The following is a 17,500-nucleotide window of genomic DNA, read 5'->3' on the forward strand; positions in this document are numbered from 1 at the left end:
GGCCGCCCAGGAATTCCTCGACGTGGCCGACCGGCGCCACATCGAGGCGCTGGAGATGACGACCTCACGCAGGCCCTCCTCGCGCGGCTCGGCATCGATCGGTACTGCCTGTTCGTCCACGACCACGGCGCGGCGATCGGGTGGCGGCTTGCCCTGAGGGCACCGGAGGCGGTCACGGCGATCGTCACCCAGAACGGGAACGCGTACGCGGAGGGACTGCGGCCGGAGTTCTTCACCGCCGTGGGCGACTACTGGCGAGAGCAGACCCCCCGGACCGAGGCCGGGATCCGACAGGCGCTCACCCTTGAGCTGACCCGCTGGCGGTACCTCGCGGGCGTGACGGACGAGACCCTGGTGGACCCCGTCACCTGGACTCACGATCACGACCTGCTGTCGCGGCCCGGCAACGACGAGGTGCAGCTGGCGCTGTTCCAGGACTACGCCAGCAACCTGGCCATGTACCCCGAGGTGCACAGATACTTCCGCGAGCGGCAGGTTCCGCTGCTCGCCGTCTGGGGGAGGAGCGACCCGATCTTCGGACCCGCCGGGGCGCTCGCCTTCGCCACCGACCTGCCGGACGCCGAGGTCCACCTTGTGGACGGCGGCCACTTCCTGCTCGAGAGCGCTCTCGACGAGGTCATGCCTCTCATCCGTGCCTTTCTCGACAAGCACCTCTGACGCGCCACTTCCCGGGCGCGATCCACAAACCGGTCACTGGAAGTCCACCGCGGCTCCCTAGCGTCGGAGGCGATGGCAGGGGCTCCCGAGGAGCATCCGACATCTCACGGACGTGCCGGACGGCGCGTTCCCACTGCCGCCACCGGCGGTCCACCGAAGGAGATCCCATGTCCGACACGTCCACCGTGGTCCTGGTCCACGGAGCCTTCGCCGACGCGTCGAGCTACGCCCGCGTCGCCGCCGAACTGCTCGCCGACGGCACCCGGGTGCTGGTTCCGGCCGTGCCCAACCGCGGCCTGGCCGGCGACGCGGCGTACGTCGCCTCCGTCGTCCGGCAGATCGAGGGCCCCGTCCTTCTCGTCGGCCACTCCTACGGCGGCGCGGTGATCACCGTCGCCGGCCGTGAGGACAACGTGGTGGGGCTGGTGTACCTGGCCGCCTACGTCCTCGACCAGGGCGAGAGTCTCGGGGAACTGCAGAGCCGCTTCCCCGACTCGCCGCTGGCCGAGGCCCTCGTCTTCACGCCCTACCCCGTCGAGGGCTCCGACGAGCCGGGCACCGACGTGTCGGTGGACGTCTCCAGGTTCCCGGAGATCTTCGCCGCGGATGTGGACACCGCCCTCACGCGTGTCCTGGCCGTCTCGCAGCGGCCTCTCGCCGCGGCCGCCTTCGGCGAGCCGGCCGGCGCGGCCGCCTGGAAGGACCTGCCCGCGTGGGGGATCGTCGCGGCCGCCGACCAGGCCATCAACCCCGACGTCCAGCGGTTCGGCTACGAGCGCGCCCAGGCCAAGGTCACCGAGGTCGACTCCTCGCACCTGGTGATGCACGCCCACCCGGCGGAGGTCGTCAGGGTGATCCGCGAGGCACTCGCTTCCGCGGCCATGTGACAACACCCGGAGCAGGTCAAGGCAGCGTCGCGGGCCCGACCCGTGAGGCTGAGCCACGACCCTCCACACAGCGAGCGCCAGCGGCACTCGAACCTCTCGATCCCATGAACTCATCAGGAGTCACAGTGGAAATTTCCCGAGCGCGGCGGCTGCACAAGGCCGGCCTTCTCGCCCTCATCGGGATGCTGGTTCTGACCGGCATCTCCGCGACCCAGGCGTCCGCGACGAGCACGGCGCTTTCAGGTAAGCCCAAACCCACGGTGGTGCTCGTCCACGGAGCCTGGGCGGACTCCTCGGGTTGGGCGAAGGTCACCCGTGGCCTGCAAGCCAAGGGCTACCAGGTCCTCGCTCCGCCGACCCCGCTCCGCGGGCTGCGCGAGGACTCGGACTACCTCGCCGCATTCCTCCGTGACCGGACCACCGGCCCGGTCGTCCTCGTCGGCCACTCCTACGGAGGAGCCGTCATCACGAACGCCGCCAGGTCGGACAAGGACGTCGAGGCCCTCGTCTACATCAACGCGTTCGTTCCCGACGAGGGCGACAGCATCCTCGGGTTGCTGGACCCGAACCACGAACTCGACCCGGCCGATCTGTTCGACTTCGTGCAGTACCCGGGCGCTCCGGCCGGCGACAACGACCTCTACCTGAAGCAGAACGTCTTCCCGGACGCCATCGCGAACGGGATCCCGGCACGGGACGCGGCTGCGATGGCCGCCGCCCAGCGGCCCGTCACCCTCAGTGCGCTCACGGCTGGGTCCGGCGCGCCGGCCTGGAAGTCGCTGCCGAGCTTCTACCTGCTCGGGACCCAGGACCACATCGTCCCTCCCGCCTTGCAGAGCACGATGGCCGGGAACGCAGGGGCCAAGATCACCAGAGTCAGGGCGGGGCACCTCCCGCTGATCACCAACCCGCACACCGTCGAGGCGCTGATCGTCCAGGCCGACCGGTCGACGCCGGCAAGGTAGGCGACGCGGTCTCGGGCCACCGGGCCGCCTGCGCCCCGCGCAGGCGGCCTGTGAGTGGTCATAGGACGTCTCATCCCAGCAGTCGCTCGCTCCACGAGGGGGACAGGTGAGCCGCAACTACCATTCGATCGCCTTCACCGAGCCGGTCCTGGAGGCACAGGACCAGTACGGAAGCCGACCCGCTATCGACCGCGCGGACCGGCGCCTCTCCAGCCCGAGGCGTCCGGGCATCGGGGCGGCGGACGGGAGCGGCTCGGCTCCGAACACCGAGGCCGCGGAGACCGACGGACTCGAGCAGATCAAGGACCCCTTGGGCCGCGCTGAACGAGACTTCATCGCCGGGCGGGACGGCTTCTATCTGGCGACGGTCGCCGTCGGCGGGTGGCCGTACGTCCAGTTCCGCGGCGGCCCACCGGGATTCGTGACAGTGCCCGACGAGCACACCCTGGCCTGGGCCGACTTCCGAGGCAATCGTCAGTACATCAGCACCGGCAACGTGGCGCACGACCCGCGCATGTCCATCATCTTCATGGACTACGCCCGCCGGCTGCGCCTCAAGATCTTCGGAGTCGCGACCATCAACGACGTACGCCACCAGGGACCGTCGCCGAGTGCGTCCGCGATACCGGGGTACCGGGCGATCGTCGAACGTGAGGTGCGCGTCGAGGTCAAAGCCTTCGACTGGAACTGCCCTCAGCACATCACTCCGCGCTACACGGCCGAGGAAGTGGCGCCCATGCTGCGACCGCTTCGACAGCGCGTTGACGTTCTCGAGGCCGAGAACGACCTACTTCGTCTTCGGGTCGCATCACCCCTGGCGGACCCCGAGAATCGTCCGTCCCAGCCACAACGGCCGGAGGACCAGTGAGCGACGACAACATCCTGGACCGGATAAGCGCACTGGTCGATCGTGAGCACGCGTTGCGCAGCCATCGGGCAGACGGGTCCCTGGACGAGCGGACCGAACACCGCGAACTGCAGGCAATCGAGGTGGAACTCGATCAGTGCTGGGACCTCCTCCGGCAACGTCGCGCGAAGCGGGACATCGGCGGAGACCCTGATGAGGCCGTCCCCAGGTCCGCTTCAGTAGTCGAGAGCTACTGGCAATAGGTCGGCGGCAGGCCCCGCCGCTCCCGCCGCCAGTGACGAGACCTGCCCACCTCCACCACAGAAGGCAGCCATCCCCGATCGGAGTATGGGAGGCAAGAACAGGCGCCCTAAGAGTTGGCCTGGTCGGTGAACGTGTCGGCTACCCAGTCGGCGATGAAGGTGCTGACGTGGGGGAGGTGGTCCAGGCCGATGTGCTCGGTCGCGCCTTCTTCGGGGCTGAAGATCCGGAGTTCGCGTTTGGGGGAATTGACGGCCTGGTCGTAGGAACGGTGCGCGTATTCGAGGGGGATCTGCCGGTCGTTCGCGCCGTGCGCGATGAGGAACGGCGCGGTGATGCGTTCGACGACGCCGTCGAGGTGGACGTCGTCGGCGAAGCCGATGAAATCTTGGAGGTCGGTGTGGCCCCACACCCACAGGACGTGCTCCCAGTAGTGGGGGACCGGTCGCTCGCCTTCGCGTTCGAGGCGGCGGCGCTGGACGGCTCCCCAGTTGTGGTTGGCGCCCCAGGCGACGACGAGGGCGTAGCGCTTCTCGAAGGCGGCGACCCGCGGGGCGTAGTAGCCGCCGAGCGACCAGCCGACGATGCCGATGCGGGCTGGGTCGACGTCGGTGCGGGTGTGGAGGTAGTCGATGGCGGCCGAGCCCCAGGCCTCCGCGTCGATCCGAGCGGTCAGCCCCTGCATGCGTAGCGCTTCACCGGTTCCGGGCTGGTCGAGCATGAGGCAGGAGATGCCGCGGGCGGCCAGCTCTTCCCAGTGCCCGGAGGAGTACTGGTGCTCCTTGGTGGAGTCCAGGCCGTTGACGAGGACGACGGCCGGTGCGGGACCGTGTGCGGTGGCCGGCGCGGCGCTGAAGTACCCCGGCAGCGTGGTGCCCTCGTAGGGGACGGCTACACGGGTCACGTGCCCGTGGTCCTTGAGGTCGAAGGCCTTCTGCTGCAGGTCGAGCACCCGCCGGTAGGCGGGGAGGCGGTCGGGGTCGGAGTTGGACAGCATCCGTTCGGCCTGGCAGAGGTAGTTGGTCGCTCGCGCGTATAGCTGTCCTGCGGTGCGCGTGTGCCCGGCCTTCTCGGCGGCTTCCGCCTGGCCGGCGAGCTGGTCGGTGAGTGCGGTCCAGGCGCGCAGGAAGTCCGGTGTGCCGGCGTCCTCGCCGTCGGCGGCGGCCTGCCGGATCGGGCGGCAGGCGCGGTCGACCTCGTCGATGAGGCCGCCGGAGTTCAGCGCGGCGACCACGCCCAGGTTCCAGACGTAGTTGCCGGGGAAGTACTCGAACACATTGATCCTTTCGCGGTGATGAGGTCAGCGGACCGGCCGCCGTCGGCCACGGCGCCGGTGACGGTGGCGATCATGTCGGCGGCCCGTGCTCTCACGCTTGACGCTTCCGGGCTCGGGGGCGCGGCCGGGCCGCGCGGACCGGCGGCAGATCGCGGCCGGGCACGACGCGGTTGCGGAGGGTGCCGATGCCTTCCACGGTCATCTCGACGACGTCGCCGGGCCGCAGCGGCGGCGGGTCGAGTTCGCCTCGGCGGCCCCACAGCTCGGCGAGGCAGCCCCCGTTGCCGCAGGTGCCGGACCCGATGGCGTCGCCGGCGCGGACCAGGGTGCCGCGCGAGGCGTAGGCGATGAGTTCCTCGAAGGGCCAGCCCATGTTGCTCAGCAGGTCCTGGCCGACCTCGACGCCGTTGACCGCGACCCGCATCTCGAGCGCGAGGAAGCCGTCGTCGTCGCGGTGGCCGTCGAGCTCGTCCGCGGTGACCAGCCATGGGCCGAGTGTCGTCGCGGAGTCCTTTCCCTTGGCCGGTCCGAGGTTGACCTTCATTTCCCGTGCCTGCAGGTCGCGGGCCGACCAGTCGTTCATGACGGTGTAGCCGAAGATGCACTCGCGGGCCTGTTCGGGAGCGAGCGAGGCGCCGTCACGGCCGAGGACGGCGGCGACTTCGAGCTCGAAGTCGAAGCGCTGCGAACCCGGTGGCACCGGCACGTCGTCGTACGGGCCGACCACGGCGTAGGGGTTGGTGAAGTAGAACGTCGGAGCCTCGTACCACTCCGGTGGAACCCCGCCCACGCCGTCGATGCTCTTGCGGACTCCTTCGACGTGTTCTTCGAACGCGACATAGTCCCGCAGCGTCGGGGGTGCCAGCGGGGCCAGGAGCCGGATCCGTTCGTCGCGGGGTACGGCGGGCCCGTCCAGTGCGTCGGCTCCGGCCTGCAGCGCCGCGGGCAGCCCCGCGCGGACGAGTTCGAGCACGGTGGTGCCGCCAGGAAGCGGGTGCAAGCCGGCGTCGCCGACGACGCCCGTCCGGACGCGTCCGTCGGCCTCCCAGGTGGCGAACCTCATGGGATGGGCTCCGATCAGACCGGCGGGGCCACGAACAGGCCCTTGTCCGGGTCGTTGAAGGACCTCTGGGCGACGAACTCGTTCATCGCGTTGGCCGTGCCCCACTGGTCGGAGACCTCGGGCCGGGAGAAGTCGTAGAGGTGGGGGTGCCAGGTGTCCTCGTCGACCAGTTCCAGCTCGGTGGTGTACTCCATCGTGTTGCCGGACGGGTCGAGGAAGTAGCTGAAGGTGTTGTCGCCGGCCAGGTGGCGGCCCGGACCCCAGATCTTCTCCACGCCGGCGCGCAGCACCCGGCCGGTGCCGCGCATGTACTCGTCCAGACCGCGCAGCTCGAAGCTGGCGTGGTGCAGCGACGGGTGCGGGCAGCGCGCGATCGCCAGGCTGTGGTGCCAGGCGTTGACGCGCAGGAACCACATCATCTCGCCCATGCGCGGGTGCATGAGGGTGTCCGACAGCGCGAAGGCCAGGTGCTTCTCGTAGAACGCGCGGGTGCTCTCGGGATCGGCGGAGTTGACGACCACGTGCGAGAGGCGGACCGGGACGGACTCGCCCTCCTCGATCGTCCGGTGCCGCCGGACGGCGACGTCGCAGGAGACCTCGACGGTGCGGCCCTCGTTGTCGAAGAACCGGAAGCCGTAGCCGCCGCCGGGGGTCTGCAGGACGTCCGGTTCGCTGACCAGCCGCACCCCGTCCGCGGCCAGGCGCGCGGCCAGAGTGTCGACGTCGGCGGCGGTGGCGGCGCCGAAGGAGATGAGGTCGATGCGCTTGTCGTCGGATTCGCGCAGCCGCACGACGTACTGTTCGGGGCTGCCCTCGGCGGTGAGGAAGGCCAGGCCGGTGTCGCTGTGCTCGGCCCTCAGGCCCCAGGTGCCGGTGTAGAAGTCGAGTTGCCGGCGGTAGTCGGGCACGGCCAGGGCGACGTGCCGCAGGTGGGTGATCAGTCGGTCGGGCATGGATCTCTCCTGAGCGGGACGTGGGGTCAGGCGGGTCGGCCGACGAGTTCGGCGATGCGGTGCATCAGGGCCGGGACGTCGCCGGGCTGATGCGTGAGCTGCCATTCGGCGAGCCGGTTGGACGCGTCGACGACGGCCCGCGCCCTGGGCAGGCGCCGGGCGTGGAAGGCGTCCCAGAGGTCCTGGTCGACGGCCTGCCGGTCGGCCAGCAGTTCGGTGAGCACGGTGGCGTCTTCGAGGGCTTGGGCGCCCCCTTGAGCCAGGGTGGGCGGGCAGGTGTGCGCGGCGTCGCCGATCAGGACCACGCGGCCGCGGTTCCACGGCGCCGGCAGCACGTGCGTCTCGAACCAGGTGTAGTTGACCCGGCCGGGATCGGTGAGGGTCTCGCGGATGTCGTCCCAGGGGCCGTGATAGGCGGCGGCCAGTTCTTTGAGGACGGCCAACTGCTCGTCGGGTGACAGCGTGGAGCGGTCCTGCGCCGGTTCCACGATGTACGCGTAGAGCGAGTCCTCCCCGGTCGGGCAGTAGCCGGCGATGAAGGAGGGGCCGCCGTAGTAGAGGTCGGTGCGGGTGACGGCGGCGGGCCTTGGTCCGAACGCACGCCAGATGCCCATCCCGACCGGTTTGGTCTCCAGGTCGATGCCCAGGGCGCGGCGGGTCCACGAGCGGACGCCGTCGGCGCCGACCACCAGGTCGTAGCGGCCGGTCGAGCCGTCGGAGAACGTCACGTCCACACCTGTGCCGTCCTGCCGGAGGTCGGTGTGGGTGATGCCGAAGCGGATCCGGGCGCCGGCGTCGGTGGCGCGGTCGAGCAGGATGCGCGCCAGGTCCGGGCGTGGCATCCCCAGTACCGCGGGCAGGTCCGGGCCGCCGGTCCGGGCGTCGGGGATCTCGGCGATGACGGTGCCGTCGGCGTCGGGCGCGCGGATGCCGGTGACGTCGAAGGCGTATCCGTGCTTCTGGACGTCCTCCCAGACGCCGAGCGTGCGGAGTTCGCGCAGGGCGTTGCCCTGCAGGGTGATCCCGGAGCCGAGGGCGGCCGCCTGCGGCTTGATCTCGATCAGGTCGACGGCGACGCCTCGGGCGGCGAGGCGGATGGCGGCGGCGGTCCCGGCGAGGCCGCCGCCGACGACGAGGACGCTGTTCACGGCGGGCATGGAGGGCTCCTTCGTCTGGAGCGTCATTTGACGGCGATGGGGTTGACCGGGGCGCCGACGGCACCGGTCACCGGCAGGGGAGCGGCGGTGAGGAAGAACTCGTAGACGCCGTCGGCGGCGCAGTCGGCGGCGAGGGCGTCGAGGTCCCACATCTCGCCGATGAACAGCCCCATGTTGGGGATGCACACCTGGTGGAGGGGCTGGAACGCGTCGTCGAACTCGTTGGGCCGAACCTCGAACCCCCAGGTGTCGGTGGCGATGCCGGCGATCTCGGTGCGGTGCAGCCAGTCCGCGGTGGTGAACGACAGCCCCGGGGAGGGGCCGCCGGCGTAGTCGCCCCAGCCGTCCCGGCGCGCGCGGGCCAGCCGGCCGGTGCGCACGCAGACGAGGTCGCCTCGCCCGACTCGGGCGGTGTCTCCCTGGGCGGCGATCGTCGCGTCCAGGTGCTCGGTTGTGATCGCGAAGCCGTCGGGCAGTTCGCCGCCGGCGCCGATCACCGCGCCGACGTCCAGCAGGACGCCCCGGCCCGCCGGGTGCGCCGCCGCGGTCTCGATGCCGGTGACCCGGTCGCCGTCGCTGGTGACCACCTCGCCGGCGCGGCGGCCGTTCCAGGCCCGGCCGTGATCGAAGATGTGGCCGAGGCCGTCCCACTGCGTGGAGGCCTGGAGCGGCATGAAGACCACGTCGTCGGCGCCGCCCAGCCCGTGGGGGAAGCCCTGGGCGCCGCGCTCGGCGTCCGTGCCGGTGTCCAGCATCGTGTGCACCGGGTTGGTGCGCCGCCGCCAGCCCCTCTGCGGGCCGTTCATGTCGAACGACTGGGCCAGCGAGAAGCTCGCGCCCCGCCGCACGAGCGCGGCTCCTTCGCGGCGCTTGGCCGCGTCCAGGAAGTTCAGCGTTCCCAGCACGTCGTCGGGGCCCCAGCGGCCCCAGTTCGAGCACCGTGCGGCGGCCGCGGCGATCGCGCCCTCCGGGTCGGTCCGGTCGAGTTCGAAGCCGGGCGCGGCGGCGCCGGTCCCGGACGTGCCGGCGGTCGGTCGTTCGGTCATGCGGCCCGCTCCCTTCGCTGATGCTCGAGCGCGCCGGGCCGCCGCGAAGGGGGCCGCGGGTCGACCCGCCTGACCAGTACAGGCGGAGCGTCGAGTCGCGGCCATTCTCACGAGGGGCATGGCCATCAGGAAGATCAATTTATTGATGTGGTCTATAGACGGGTCCTATAGTGACCGCGTGGCAGTCGATCGTCTGCTGGTCAATCTCGATCTGAACCTGCTCGTCACGCTGGACGTGCTGCTGCGCGAGCGCAACGTCACCCGGGCGGCGGAGCAGCTCGGATGCAGCCAGCCCACCGTGAGCAACGCGCTGGCGCGGCTGCGCCGGTACTTCGACGACGAGCTGCTGCACCGGGCGGGCAACCGCTACGAGCTGACCCCGCTGGCCGTCCAGCTGGCGGCGCGGACGCCTCCGGCCGTGGCGGGCGTCCGCCGCGTCTTCGACGTCCGGGAGGAGTTCGACCCGGCCACGGTCGAGCGGGAGTTCACGATCATCACCTCGGACTACGCGACGGCGGTCCTCGGTCCGATCGTCGCGCGGCTGGTGGCCGAGCGGGCGCCGGGCGTCCGGCTGCGGATCCAGCAGGCCACTCCCGATGCGGTCGACCATGCGCCCGAATCGCTGCGCACGGTCGACGGCGTCATCCTGCCCCATGGCTTCCTCACCAACGTGCCCCGCACCGAGCTCTACGAAGACCGCTGGGTGTGCATCGTCGACCGGGACAATCCGGCGGTCGGTGCGCGGCTCAGCCTGGCGCGGCTGGAAGAGATGCCGTGGGTCGTGCTGTTCGACCGGCCGACGGCCTTCGCCCCCGCAGCGCAGCAGTTGCGCATGATCGGGGTCGAGCCGCGCGTCGAGATCGTGGTCGACGGCTTCCTGCAGATGCCGTTCCTCGTCGCCGGCAGCGACCGGGTCGCCCTGGTGCAGGAGCGGCTGGCCTGGAGAATCGCGGACGCCGCCGGTGTTCGCGTCCTGGAGTGCCCCTTCGATGCGGTGCCGCTCGCCGAGGCGTTCTGGTGGCATCCCATGTACCGCAGCGACGTCGCGCACGCCTGGCTCCGCGAACTCCTTGTGGAAGCCGCCGGGCAACTCGCCGCCACCTGAGCCCGCAGGCTCAACGGGCGGCGGGCGTCCCGGCGCCGCCGCCGGCCACGCGCGGCGAGCCCCCGGCCAGCCAGGTCTCCAGGTTGGCGGGGGAGAAGACCTCGTCGAGGGCGAGATGCACCGCCCCCGTCACGCCCGAGACCTCCTCGCGGAGGGTCGCGACGTCGATCCGCAGGGTCCGGGTGGCCAGGGACAGCGCTCTGCGGTGGATGACCTCCCGGATGGTGGGGAGGACATGCGCCTTGGCCCGGACGATGCCTCCGCCGAGCACCAGCAGCGCGGGGTTGTAGAAGCTGACCAGCGTGGCCAGAGTGCCGCCGAGCAGGGTGGAGGTGCGCTGCAGCAGTGCCTGGGCGGCCCGGTCGCCCTGGTCGGCCGCCTCAGTGACATCGAGCGCGCGGACCTCCCGGGATGCGGCGAGGACGGCGGCCAGGGCCGGGCTGTGTCCGGTCTCGGCGAGCATGCGGCCCTCACGGGCGAGTGCGGTCCCGCCGGCCACCGCCTCCAGGCAGCCGATGTTGCCGCAACGGCAGATGATGTTGCCGCCCTCCGGGACGGCCACGTGGCCGATGTCGCCGGCCGAGCCGTTGGCACCGCGGTAGAGCCCGCCGTCCACGACGATGGCGGCGCCGATGCCGACGCCGGCGCGGACATAGAGCATGTGCCGGGCCTCCGAGGCCCGGGGGTCGGAGCGCAACTCGCCCAGCGCCATCACGTTGACGTCGTTGTCGACCCAGACCGGGGCCCCGTAGCGGGCGGCGAAGCGGTCCCTGATCGGGTAGCGGTCCCAGCCCGGCATGATGGGCGGTACCACCGGCAGCCCGCTGCCGAACTCCACCGGGCCGGGCACGCCGACCCCGATCGCCCAGATCGACGCCGTGTCATCGCCGATCAGCTCGTCGGCGAGCCTTTCCGCCAGGGACAGCACGACCTCCGGCCCGGCGGCGACGTCGATGGACTCCTGGCGGGTGGCGAGCAGGCCGCCGCTGAGGTCGGCGAGCCCGACGACCAGCTCGGTGGCGGCGACGTCCACCGCGAGAACCCGGCCCCGCTCCGCCCGCAACCGCAGCCGCCGGGGGGCCCGGCCGCCCGATGACGGGCCGAGCCCGGCGCCCTCGATGAGGCCCGCGGTCTCCAGTTCCGCGACGCGTTGGGCGATCACGCTGCGGCCGAGTCCGACGCGCTCGACCAGGGCCGGCTGGGTCACCCGCGCGTCGGCGCGCACGGCGGCGAGGACGGCGGCGAGGCCGTTGATGCGATCGCTGGGCACACCCCAACCCTAACCGAGTTCTTCCGGAGATCGGTAAAAGACGAGGTCCTGCGGGGTGAAAGATCCGCGGTCCGGGACCACTATCGGCGGGATCTATACATGTCATCACCCTTTTTCGTTGCAGTAACGATTGACTTTGTCCGTTAACAGAAAGAAGTATCGGCGCATTCAGTTACCCAGCTCACAGAGGAGGAAGCGTGGGCGACGCGGTCCGCGCCGGGGTCATCGGCGTCGGCTTCATGGGAGCGGTGCACGCCCGGGCGATCCGGCGCAGCGGCGCGACCCTGTCACGGGTCGCCGGCTCGACCCGGGAGTCGTCCCGCGCGGGCGCCGATCGTTTCGGCGCCGTCCACCCGGGCGACACGGCCGAGGCGCTGCTGGCCGCCGACGACATCGACGTCGTCCACGTCTGCACGCCGAACGCGGCACACGGCCCGCTGGTCCGCGCCGCGATCGCCAACGGCAAGCACGTCGTCTGCGAGAAACCGCTCGGAGTCAGCCTGCCCGAGGCCGGTGACCTGGCCGCGCTCGCAGAGGCGGCCGGGGTGACCGCGACGGTCCCGTTCGTCTACCGGTTCTATCCGACCGTCCGCCTGGCGCGAGCGCGGATCGCCGCCGGAACCGCCGGGGCACTGCGGCTCCTCCACGGTTCCTACCTGCAGGACTGGCTGGCCGACGAACACGGCGACGACTGGCGGGTCGACCCCGCCTCCGGCGGACCCTCGCGGGCGTTCGCCGACATCGGAGTCCACTGGTGCGACCTGGTCGAGTTCGTGACCGGGCACCGCATCGTCCGTCTCGCGGCCCGCACCACGGTGGCCGTCCCGGCGCGCGGTGGCCGTCCGGTCCATACCGAGGACGCGGCAGTGCTTCTGTTCGAGACCTCCCACGGCGCCCTGGGGAACCTGACCGTCAGCCAGGTCAGCCCGGGACGCAAGAACCGGCTCTGGTTCTCCGTGGACGGCGCCGCGGAGAGCCTGTCCTTCGACCAGGAGGCGCCGGAGACGCTCTGGGTCGGTGCGCGCGCCGCCAACCAGCAACTGCTGCGGGCCGCCGGCGACACCACACGCTACGACGCTCTGCCGGCCGGACACCCGCAGGGCTACCAGGACTGCTTCGACGCGTTCGTGGCCGACACCTACTCCGCCCTGTCGGGCGCGGCGCCGGACGGTCTGCCCACCTTCACGGACGGACTGCGCGCGGCGCGGCTCACCGCGGCGGTGCTGCGGTCCGCCGAACGCGGCACCTGGGTCGACGTCAACGACTAGAGAAAGGCCCATCGATGGCTTCGAAACTCCGGCTCGGTGCCGCGCTGCTCGCGGGGAGCCTGCCCCTCGCCGCGTGCAACGCCGCCGAGGGATCCGGCGGCGACACGATCACCGTCGGCATGTTCGCCACCACCAGCGCCGCCACGTCGGCCGCGTTCGTGAACACCTGGTCGGTGGACGGCGTCCAGGCCGGCCTCAAGGTGATCAACGACGCCGGCGGCGTGGACGGCAAGAAGATCCGGCTCAAGGTCTGCGACAACGCCGGCGACCCCAACCGGGACGCCGCCTGCGCCCGCCGGGCCGTGCAGGAGAAGTGGGTCGCGGTGCTCGGCGGGTTCGACCCGTACGCGCCGAGCCAGACCCTGCCCGTCCTGGAGGCCGGCGACATCCCCTACATCGGTTACCTGCAGGGGACCCCGACCGAGTACCAGAGCAAGGTGTCCTTCCCGGTCGCGATCGGAACGGTCGGCGGGTACGTCGGCACGTTCAGCCAGATGGTGCAGGACGGCTGCAAGAGGCCGGTCTTCATCGGCGCCAGCGACGCCGGCAGCGACGTCACCTACGCGCAGGCCAAGGACGTTCTCGGCGGCGCGCCCGGGGTCGCCTTCAAGGGCGCGATCAAGTTCACCACCGGCACCACCGACGTGACCCCGACCGTGGCCGACGCCCTGGCGCAGAGCCCGGACTGCCTCGCCTTCGGAGGCGGGGGCAACGACGCGGCGAAGATCTTCGCCGCCGTCCGCAAGGCCGGGAACAAGGCGACCCTGTACGCCCCGCCCGGCGTCCTGCAGCCGCAGGTCATCTCGGCGCTCGGAAAGGCCGCCGAGGGGATCAAGGGCGCGTCGGACACCCCGCTGCCGAACAGCTCGGACCCCTCGGTGCGCACGTTCCTGTCCGATCTCAGGAGCTACAGCCCGAAGGCGGTGCCCAACGGGTTCGCGCTGATCGGCTACTCCTCGACGATCCTGCTCCGGCAGGGGCTGACCGGCCTCGACGACGTCACGGCGAAGAGCCTGCTGAAGAGGCTCGGCGGGATGCGCGGCGTCAAGGTCATGAACTTCCCCCCGCTCGACTTCACCAAGACCCGGGCCAGCGAGCAGTACCCGCGGATGTTCAACAGCGGCGTCTGGTACGGCGTCGTCAAGGACGGCCAGTGGACCAGCAGCGGCTCGGAGTCCCCGACCGACATCGGCCAGTACATCAAGTGATCCCGCCGGGGCCGGCCGCGGCCGGCCCCGGCGCACCGGAGTGAGGCCAAGTCATGAATCTGTTCCTGCAGTTGTTCGCGCTCGGCTGCGCGACCGGCGGCATCTACGCGATCAGCGCCATGGGCGTCGTCGCCGTCTTCCGCAGCTCGGGCGTCATCAACTTCGCGCACGGTGCGGTCGCGATGGCCGGCGGCTACGTGATGTACTCCGTGGCCGACACCGCCGGGCTCAGCCACCTGATCGCCGTGCCCGCCGGGGTCCTCGCCTCCGCGTTGATCGGCTGGCTCGTGTACGTCCTGGTGATCCGCCCGCTCGCGGAGACCTCGACGCTGACCCGGGTGATCGCCACCCTGGGCGTGTTCGTCGTCCTCCAGCAGGGCGTCGTGCTGGTCTACGGCAGCGCCCTGAAGATCCCAGAACCGTACCTGCCGACCGGGGCCGTCCGCGCCGGGCCGATCGCCGTCGGCGCCGACCAGCTCATCCTGTTCGTCTTCTCGGCCGGGTTGACCGCCGTCCTGTGGGCCGTGTTCAAGCACACCCGCTTCGGCCTCGCCACCTCGGCGGTCGCCGAGAGCCCGCGGTCGCTCGCCGCGCTCGGCTGGCGGGTCGGCCGGCTGCGCGGCGCCAACTGGGCACTCGGCGGAGCCCTCGCCGGGGTGGCCGGGATCGCGTTGGCACCGGGCCTCCAGCTCCAGCCCAACAGCTTCGCCCTGCTGATCATCCCCACCCTGGCCAGCGCCATGCTGGGCGGCCTGCGCTCGTTCCCGCTCACCCTGCTCGGGGGTATCGCGCTAGGCGTCCTGCAGGCGCTGTGCGCGCACTACCTCGACCTGCCCGGCGTCGGCGACGCGGTGCCGTTCCTGGTGATCATCGGGGTGCTGATGCTGATGGGCCGCGCGCTGCCGCTGCGCAGCCACGTCAACGAGCGGCTGCCCAGGGTGGGCGGCGGCAGGGTGCGTCCGGTCCGCCTCGTCGTCGCGGTGGCCCTGGCCGCGGTGGCCGCGCAGACCCTGCTCGGAGTGCAGCTCCTGGACGGCCTCACCGTCACCCTGGTCACCTCGATCATCCTGCTGTCCCAGGTCGTCGTCACCGGCTACGCCGGCCAGCTCTCCCTGGCGCAGGTGCCGATCGCCGGGGTCGGCGCCATCATCGCCGGGCGGGTCCTGGCCGCCACCGGCATCCCGTTCGCGCTGGCGATCCTCGTGGGCGGCGCGGCGGCGATACCGGTCGCGCTCGCCGTGGGCCTGCCCGCGCTGCGCGCCCGGGGCGTCAGCCTGGCCATCGCCACCCTGGGCTTCGGCGTGGCGATCAATGCGGTCATCCTGCGCAACAGCGATCTCAACGGCGGCGCCGGCGGGCTGCAGGTCGGCTTCCAGTCGGTCTTCGGCATCGACGTCGGCTCGATCGTCTACCCGGCCCGCTACGCGATCCTGTGCGGCCTGGTCTTCGTCCTGCTGGCGCTGATGACGGCGAACGTGCGCCGCGGCCGGGTGGGCCGCCGGATGCTCGCGGTGCGCACCAACGAGCGCGCCGCGGCGGCACTCGGCGTCGACGTCGCCTCCACCAAGCTGTACGCGTTCGTGCTCGCCGGCATGATCGCCGGGATCGGCGGCGTGCTCAGCGCGTTCCGCAACCCGACACTGACCTTCGCCTCCTACGACCCGCTCACCTCCGTCAACGGGCTGATCCAGTCGGTGATCGGCGGCATCGGCTACATCCCCGGCGCGCTGTTCGGCGGTATCGGGCAGAACGGCGGCCTGGCCACCGCGATCGCCAACACCTGGCTGTTCGACATCGCCCGGTACCTCGTGCTGATCCTCGGCATCGGCCTGATCGTCCAGGTGATCGTGCAGCCCAACGGCATCGCCGACGTGATCGCCCACCCCCCGCGCGAGCGGAGGCCGCGCCTGCGGACGCTGCGGGCCCGGCTGCCGCAGCCGCCGAACCCCCTCGCCCGCCGGCGCGCCGCGGCGGTGGACGCGCAGATCGCGGCCGCCCGGCAAACGGCCGGCCGCCCGTCAGGCGGCCGCCTCGAGGCGCGCGGGGTGACCGTCCGCTTCGGCAGCGTCGTGGCCGTGGACGACGTGTCCCTGGAGGTCCGGCCAGGAGAGGTCGTCGCGGTGATCGGCCCGAACGGCGCCGGCAAGACCACGCTGATGGACGCCCTCTCCGGGTTCGTCCCCGCCTCCGGCACCGTGGCCCTGGACGGCCGGCCGATCTCCGGGCTTCCGGCGTTCCGCCGCACCCGGGCCGGCCTGACCCGCTCCTTCCAGTCGCTGGAACTGCTGGAGGACATGACGGTGCTGGACAACCTGCGCTGCGCCGGCGACCCGGCCGACGCCGCCTCCTACCTGATCGACCTCGTCCGGCCCGACCGCGGGCGGATCAGCGGGGCGACGGTCGCCGCCATCGACACCTTCCGGCTCGCCGGGCACCTGCACCAGCTCCCCACCGAACTGCCCTACGGAACCCGCCACCTGGTCGCGATCGCCCGCGCCGTCGCCGCCGCGCCGAAGGTGCTGATGCTCGACGAACCGGCGGCCGGCCTCTCCGAGGTCGAGCGCGCCGAGGTCGGCGGCCTCATCCGGCACCTGGCCGACGACTGGGGCATCGCGGTCCTGCTCGTCGAGCACGACGTGGAGCTCGTCCGGCGCGTCTCGGACCGGGCGATCGCCCTCGACTTCGGCGAGCAGATCGCCGCGGGCACACCGGACGAGGTCCTCGCCGATCCGCGCGTCGTCGACGCCTACCTCGGTGGAGCGCAGCCCGCGCTCTCCACCGCGACCGCGCCCGCGAAGGAGCGATCATGACCGCGGCCCTGCGCACCACCGGCCTGAGGGCCGGATACGGCGAGGTCGCCGTCGTGCACGACCTCGACCTGGAGGTCCGGCCCGGAGAGATCGTGGCGCTGATGGGCGCCAACGGCGCCGGCAAGACCACCGCCCTGCTCACCGCCGCGGGAGCGCTGCGCCCGCTCGGCGGCGACCTGGAGGTGCTCGGCTCCGCCGACCCCCGCGAGGGCCTGCGCGCCCGCGCGGCGCGCGGCCTGGCGCTGCTCACCGACGACCGGTCGGTCTTCCGCGGCCTCACCACCCGGGAGAACCTGCGCCTCGGTCGCGGCCCGATGGACCTCGCGCTGGCCGCGTTCCCCGAGTTGGAACGCCTCCTCGACCGCCCCGCGGGCCTCCTGTCCGGGGGAGAGCAGCAGATGCTCGGCCTCGGCCGGGTGCTCGCCGCACGGCCGAAACTGCTCCTCGCCGACGAGCTGTCGCTCGGCCTGGCGCCGATCGTCGTGCACCGGCTCCTCGCCGCGGTGCGCGACCTCGCCGCTTCCGGTTGCGCGGTGCTGCTCGTCGAACAGCAGGTCCGCCTGGTGCTCGAGGTCGCCGACCGCGGATACGTCCTGCAGCGCGGCCGGGTGGCACTCTCCGGCACCGGCGAGGAACTGCGGCGCAACCGTGCCGACATCGAACGCTCCTACCTGTCCGTGACCGTCGAGAAGGAGGACGGCTGATC

At 71.7% G+C, this 17,500-nt stretch carries 16 protein-coding genes; 10 read left to right on the forward strand and 6 right to left on the reverse strand.

Annotated elements, in window-relative coordinates; translation table 11 throughout:
- Positions 1-12 precede the first annotated feature (12 nt).
- From K4S16_RS00605 to K4S16_RS00625, 5 genes are all read left to right on the forward strand, one after another.
- Complete coding sequence (locus K4S16_RS00605) at positions 13-678, forward strand: alpha/beta fold hydrolase (RefSeq protein WP_149256818.1); 666 nt, start codon at positions 13-15, stop codon at positions 676-678.
- Between the two features lie 167 nt (positions 679-845).
- Positions 846-1,565 carry an alpha/beta fold hydrolase gene (locus K4S16_RS00610; protein WP_149256819.1) on the forward strand — a complete coding sequence of 240 codons (720 nt, stop codon included), beginning with the start codon at positions 846-848 and terminating at the stop codon, positions 1,563-1,565.
- A gap of 125 nt (positions 1,566-1,690) precedes the next feature.
- Positions 1,691-2,530 (forward strand): alpha/beta fold hydrolase, encoded by an 840-nt coding sequence (locus K4S16_RS00615; protein WP_200841603.1) that lies wholly within the window; start codon positions 1,691-1,693, stop codon positions 2,528-2,530.
- Positions 2,531-2,636: 106 nt separating this feature from the next.
- Positions 2,637-3,398: a pyridoxamine 5'-phosphate oxidase family protein gene (locus K4S16_RS00620; protein WP_149256820.1), complete on the forward strand. Its 762-nt coding sequence runs from the start codon at positions 2,637-2,639 to the stop codon at positions 3,396-3,398.
- A complete protein-coding gene (locus K4S16_RS00625) occupies positions 3,395-3,640 on the forward strand; it encodes a DUF2630 family protein (RefSeq protein ID WP_149256821.1) in 246 nt (81 codons plus the stop codon). Before K4S16_RS00620 ends, K4S16_RS00625 begins: the two co-directional genes overlap by 4 nt.
- A 107-nt stretch (positions 3,641-3,747) precedes the next feature.
- Here the strand turns inward: K4S16_RS00625 and K4S16_RS00630 are convergent, their stop codons facing one another.
- The 5 genes from K4S16_RS00630 to K4S16_RS00650 all read right to left on the reverse strand — a co-directional run bounded on the left by K4S16_RS00630 (position 3,748) and on the right by K4S16_RS00650 (position 9,133).
- Entirely contained in the window at positions 3,748-4,914 is a 1,167-nt protein-coding gene (locus K4S16_RS00630) for a S9 family peptidase (RefSeq protein ID WP_149256822.1), read from the reverse strand.
- A 91-nt stretch (positions 4,915-5,005) separates the two neighbouring features.
- Positions 5,006-5,977, reverse strand: coding sequence for a fumarylacetoacetate hydrolase family protein (locus tag K4S16_RS00635; RefSeq protein WP_149256823.1), 972 nt, complete (start codon positions 5,975-5,977; stop codon positions 5,006-5,008).
- A gap of 14 nt (positions 5,978-5,991) precedes the next feature.
- Positions 5,992-6,930, reverse strand: a complete 939-nt coding sequence (locus K4S16_RS00640) for a VOC family protein (RefSeq protein ID WP_149256824.1) — start codon at positions 6,928-6,930, stop codon at positions 5,992-5,994.
- 26 nt (positions 6,931-6,956) lie between these two features.
- Entirely contained in the window at positions 6,957-8,087 is a 1,131-nt protein-coding gene (locus tag K4S16_RS00645) for an FAD-dependent monooxygenase (protein ID WP_149256825.1), read from the reverse strand.
- A 23-nt stretch (positions 8,088-8,110) separates the two neighbouring features.
- Positions 8,111-9,133, reverse strand: coding sequence for a cyclase family protein (locus K4S16_RS00650; protein WP_149256826.1), 1,023 nt, complete (start codon positions 9,131-9,133; stop codon positions 8,111-8,113).
- 178 nt (positions 9,134-9,311) lie between these two features.
- Here K4S16_RS00650 and K4S16_RS00655 point away from each other — a divergent pair, with 178 nt between their 5' ends.
- Complete coding sequence (locus K4S16_RS00655; protein WP_149256827.1) at positions 9,312-10,238, forward strand: LysR family transcriptional regulator; 927 nt, start codon at positions 9,312-9,314, stop codon at positions 10,236-10,238.
- Between the two features lie 10 nt (positions 10,239-10,248).
- Here the strand turns inward: K4S16_RS00655 and K4S16_RS00660 are convergent, their stop codons facing one another.
- Entirely contained in the window at positions 10,249-11,508 is a 1,260-nt protein-coding gene (locus K4S16_RS00660) for an ROK family protein (RefSeq protein WP_149256828.1), read from the reverse strand.
- 197 nt (positions 11,509-11,705) lie between these two features.
- Between K4S16_RS00660 and K4S16_RS00665 the strand changes: the two genes are divergently transcribed.
- Genes K4S16_RS00665 through K4S16_RS00680 form a run of 4 tightly spaced genes read left to right on the forward strand, consistent with a single transcriptional unit; the run spans position 11,706 to position 17,498 of the window.
- Positions 11,706-12,776: a Gfo/Idh/MocA family protein gene (locus K4S16_RS00665; protein ID WP_149256829.1), complete on the forward strand. Its 1,071-nt coding sequence runs from the start codon at positions 11,706-11,708 to the stop codon at positions 12,774-12,776.
- Positions 12,777-12,790: 14 nt separating this feature from the next.
- Positions 12,791-13,984, forward strand: coding sequence for an ABC transporter substrate-binding protein (locus tag K4S16_RS00670; protein WP_149256830.1), 1,194 nt, complete (start codon positions 12,791-12,793; stop codon positions 13,982-13,984).
- A 53-nt stretch (positions 13,985-14,037) separates the two neighbouring features.
- Positions 14,038-16,794: a branched-chain amino acid ABC transporter permease/ATP-binding protein gene (locus K4S16_RS00675; protein WP_149256831.1), complete on the forward strand. Its 2,757-nt coding sequence runs from the start codon at positions 14,038-14,040 to the stop codon at positions 16,792-16,794.
- Entirely contained in the window at positions 16,791-17,498 is a 708-nt protein-coding gene (locus K4S16_RS00680) for an ABC transporter ATP-binding protein (protein WP_149256832.1), read from the forward strand. The genes K4S16_RS00675 and K4S16_RS00680 overlap by 4 nt, the downstream gene beginning before the upstream one ends.
- The last annotated feature ends 2 nt before the right edge of the window (positions 17,499-17,500 follow it).

Source organism: Actinomadura sp. K4S16, assembly GCF_008327685.1.
GTDB lineage: Bacteria > Actinomycetota > Actinomycetes > Streptosporangiales > Streptosporangiaceae > Spirillospora.

Bases quoted from the DNA above. Each gene is read 5' to 3' on its own strand.
- K4S16_RS00610 (WP_149256819.1), top strand. From the start codon at position 846: ATGTCCGACACGTCCACCGTGGTCCTGGTCCACGGAGCCTTCGCCGAC.
- K4S16_RS00635 (WP_149256823.1), bottom strand. From the start codon at position 5,977: ATGAGGTTCGCCACCTGGGAGGCCGACGGACGCGTCCGGACGGGCGTC.
- K4S16_RS00640 (WP_149256824.1), bottom strand. From the start codon at position 6,930: ATGCCCGACCGACTGATCACCCACCTGCGGCACGTCGCCCTGGCCGTG.
- K4S16_RS00645 (WP_149256825.1), bottom strand. From the start codon at position 8,087: ATGCCCGCCGTGAACAGCGTCCTCGTCGTCGGCGGCGGCCTCGCCGGG.
- K4S16_RS00650 (WP_149256826.1), bottom strand. From the start codon at position 9,133: ATGACCGAACGACCGACCGCCGGCACGTCCGGGACCGGCGCCGCCGCG.
- K4S16_RS00670 (WP_149256830.1), top strand. From the start codon at position 12,791: ATGGCTTCGAAACTCCGGCTCGGTGCCGCGCTGCTCGCGGGGAGCCTG.
- K4S16_RS00675 (WP_149256831.1), top strand. From the start codon at position 14,038: ATGAATCTGTTCCTGCAGTTGTTCGCGCTCGGCTGCGCGACCGGCGGC.
- K4S16_RS00680 (WP_149256832.1), top strand. From the start codon at position 16,791: ATGACCGCGGCCCTGCGCACCACCGGCCTGAGGGCCGGATACGGCGAG.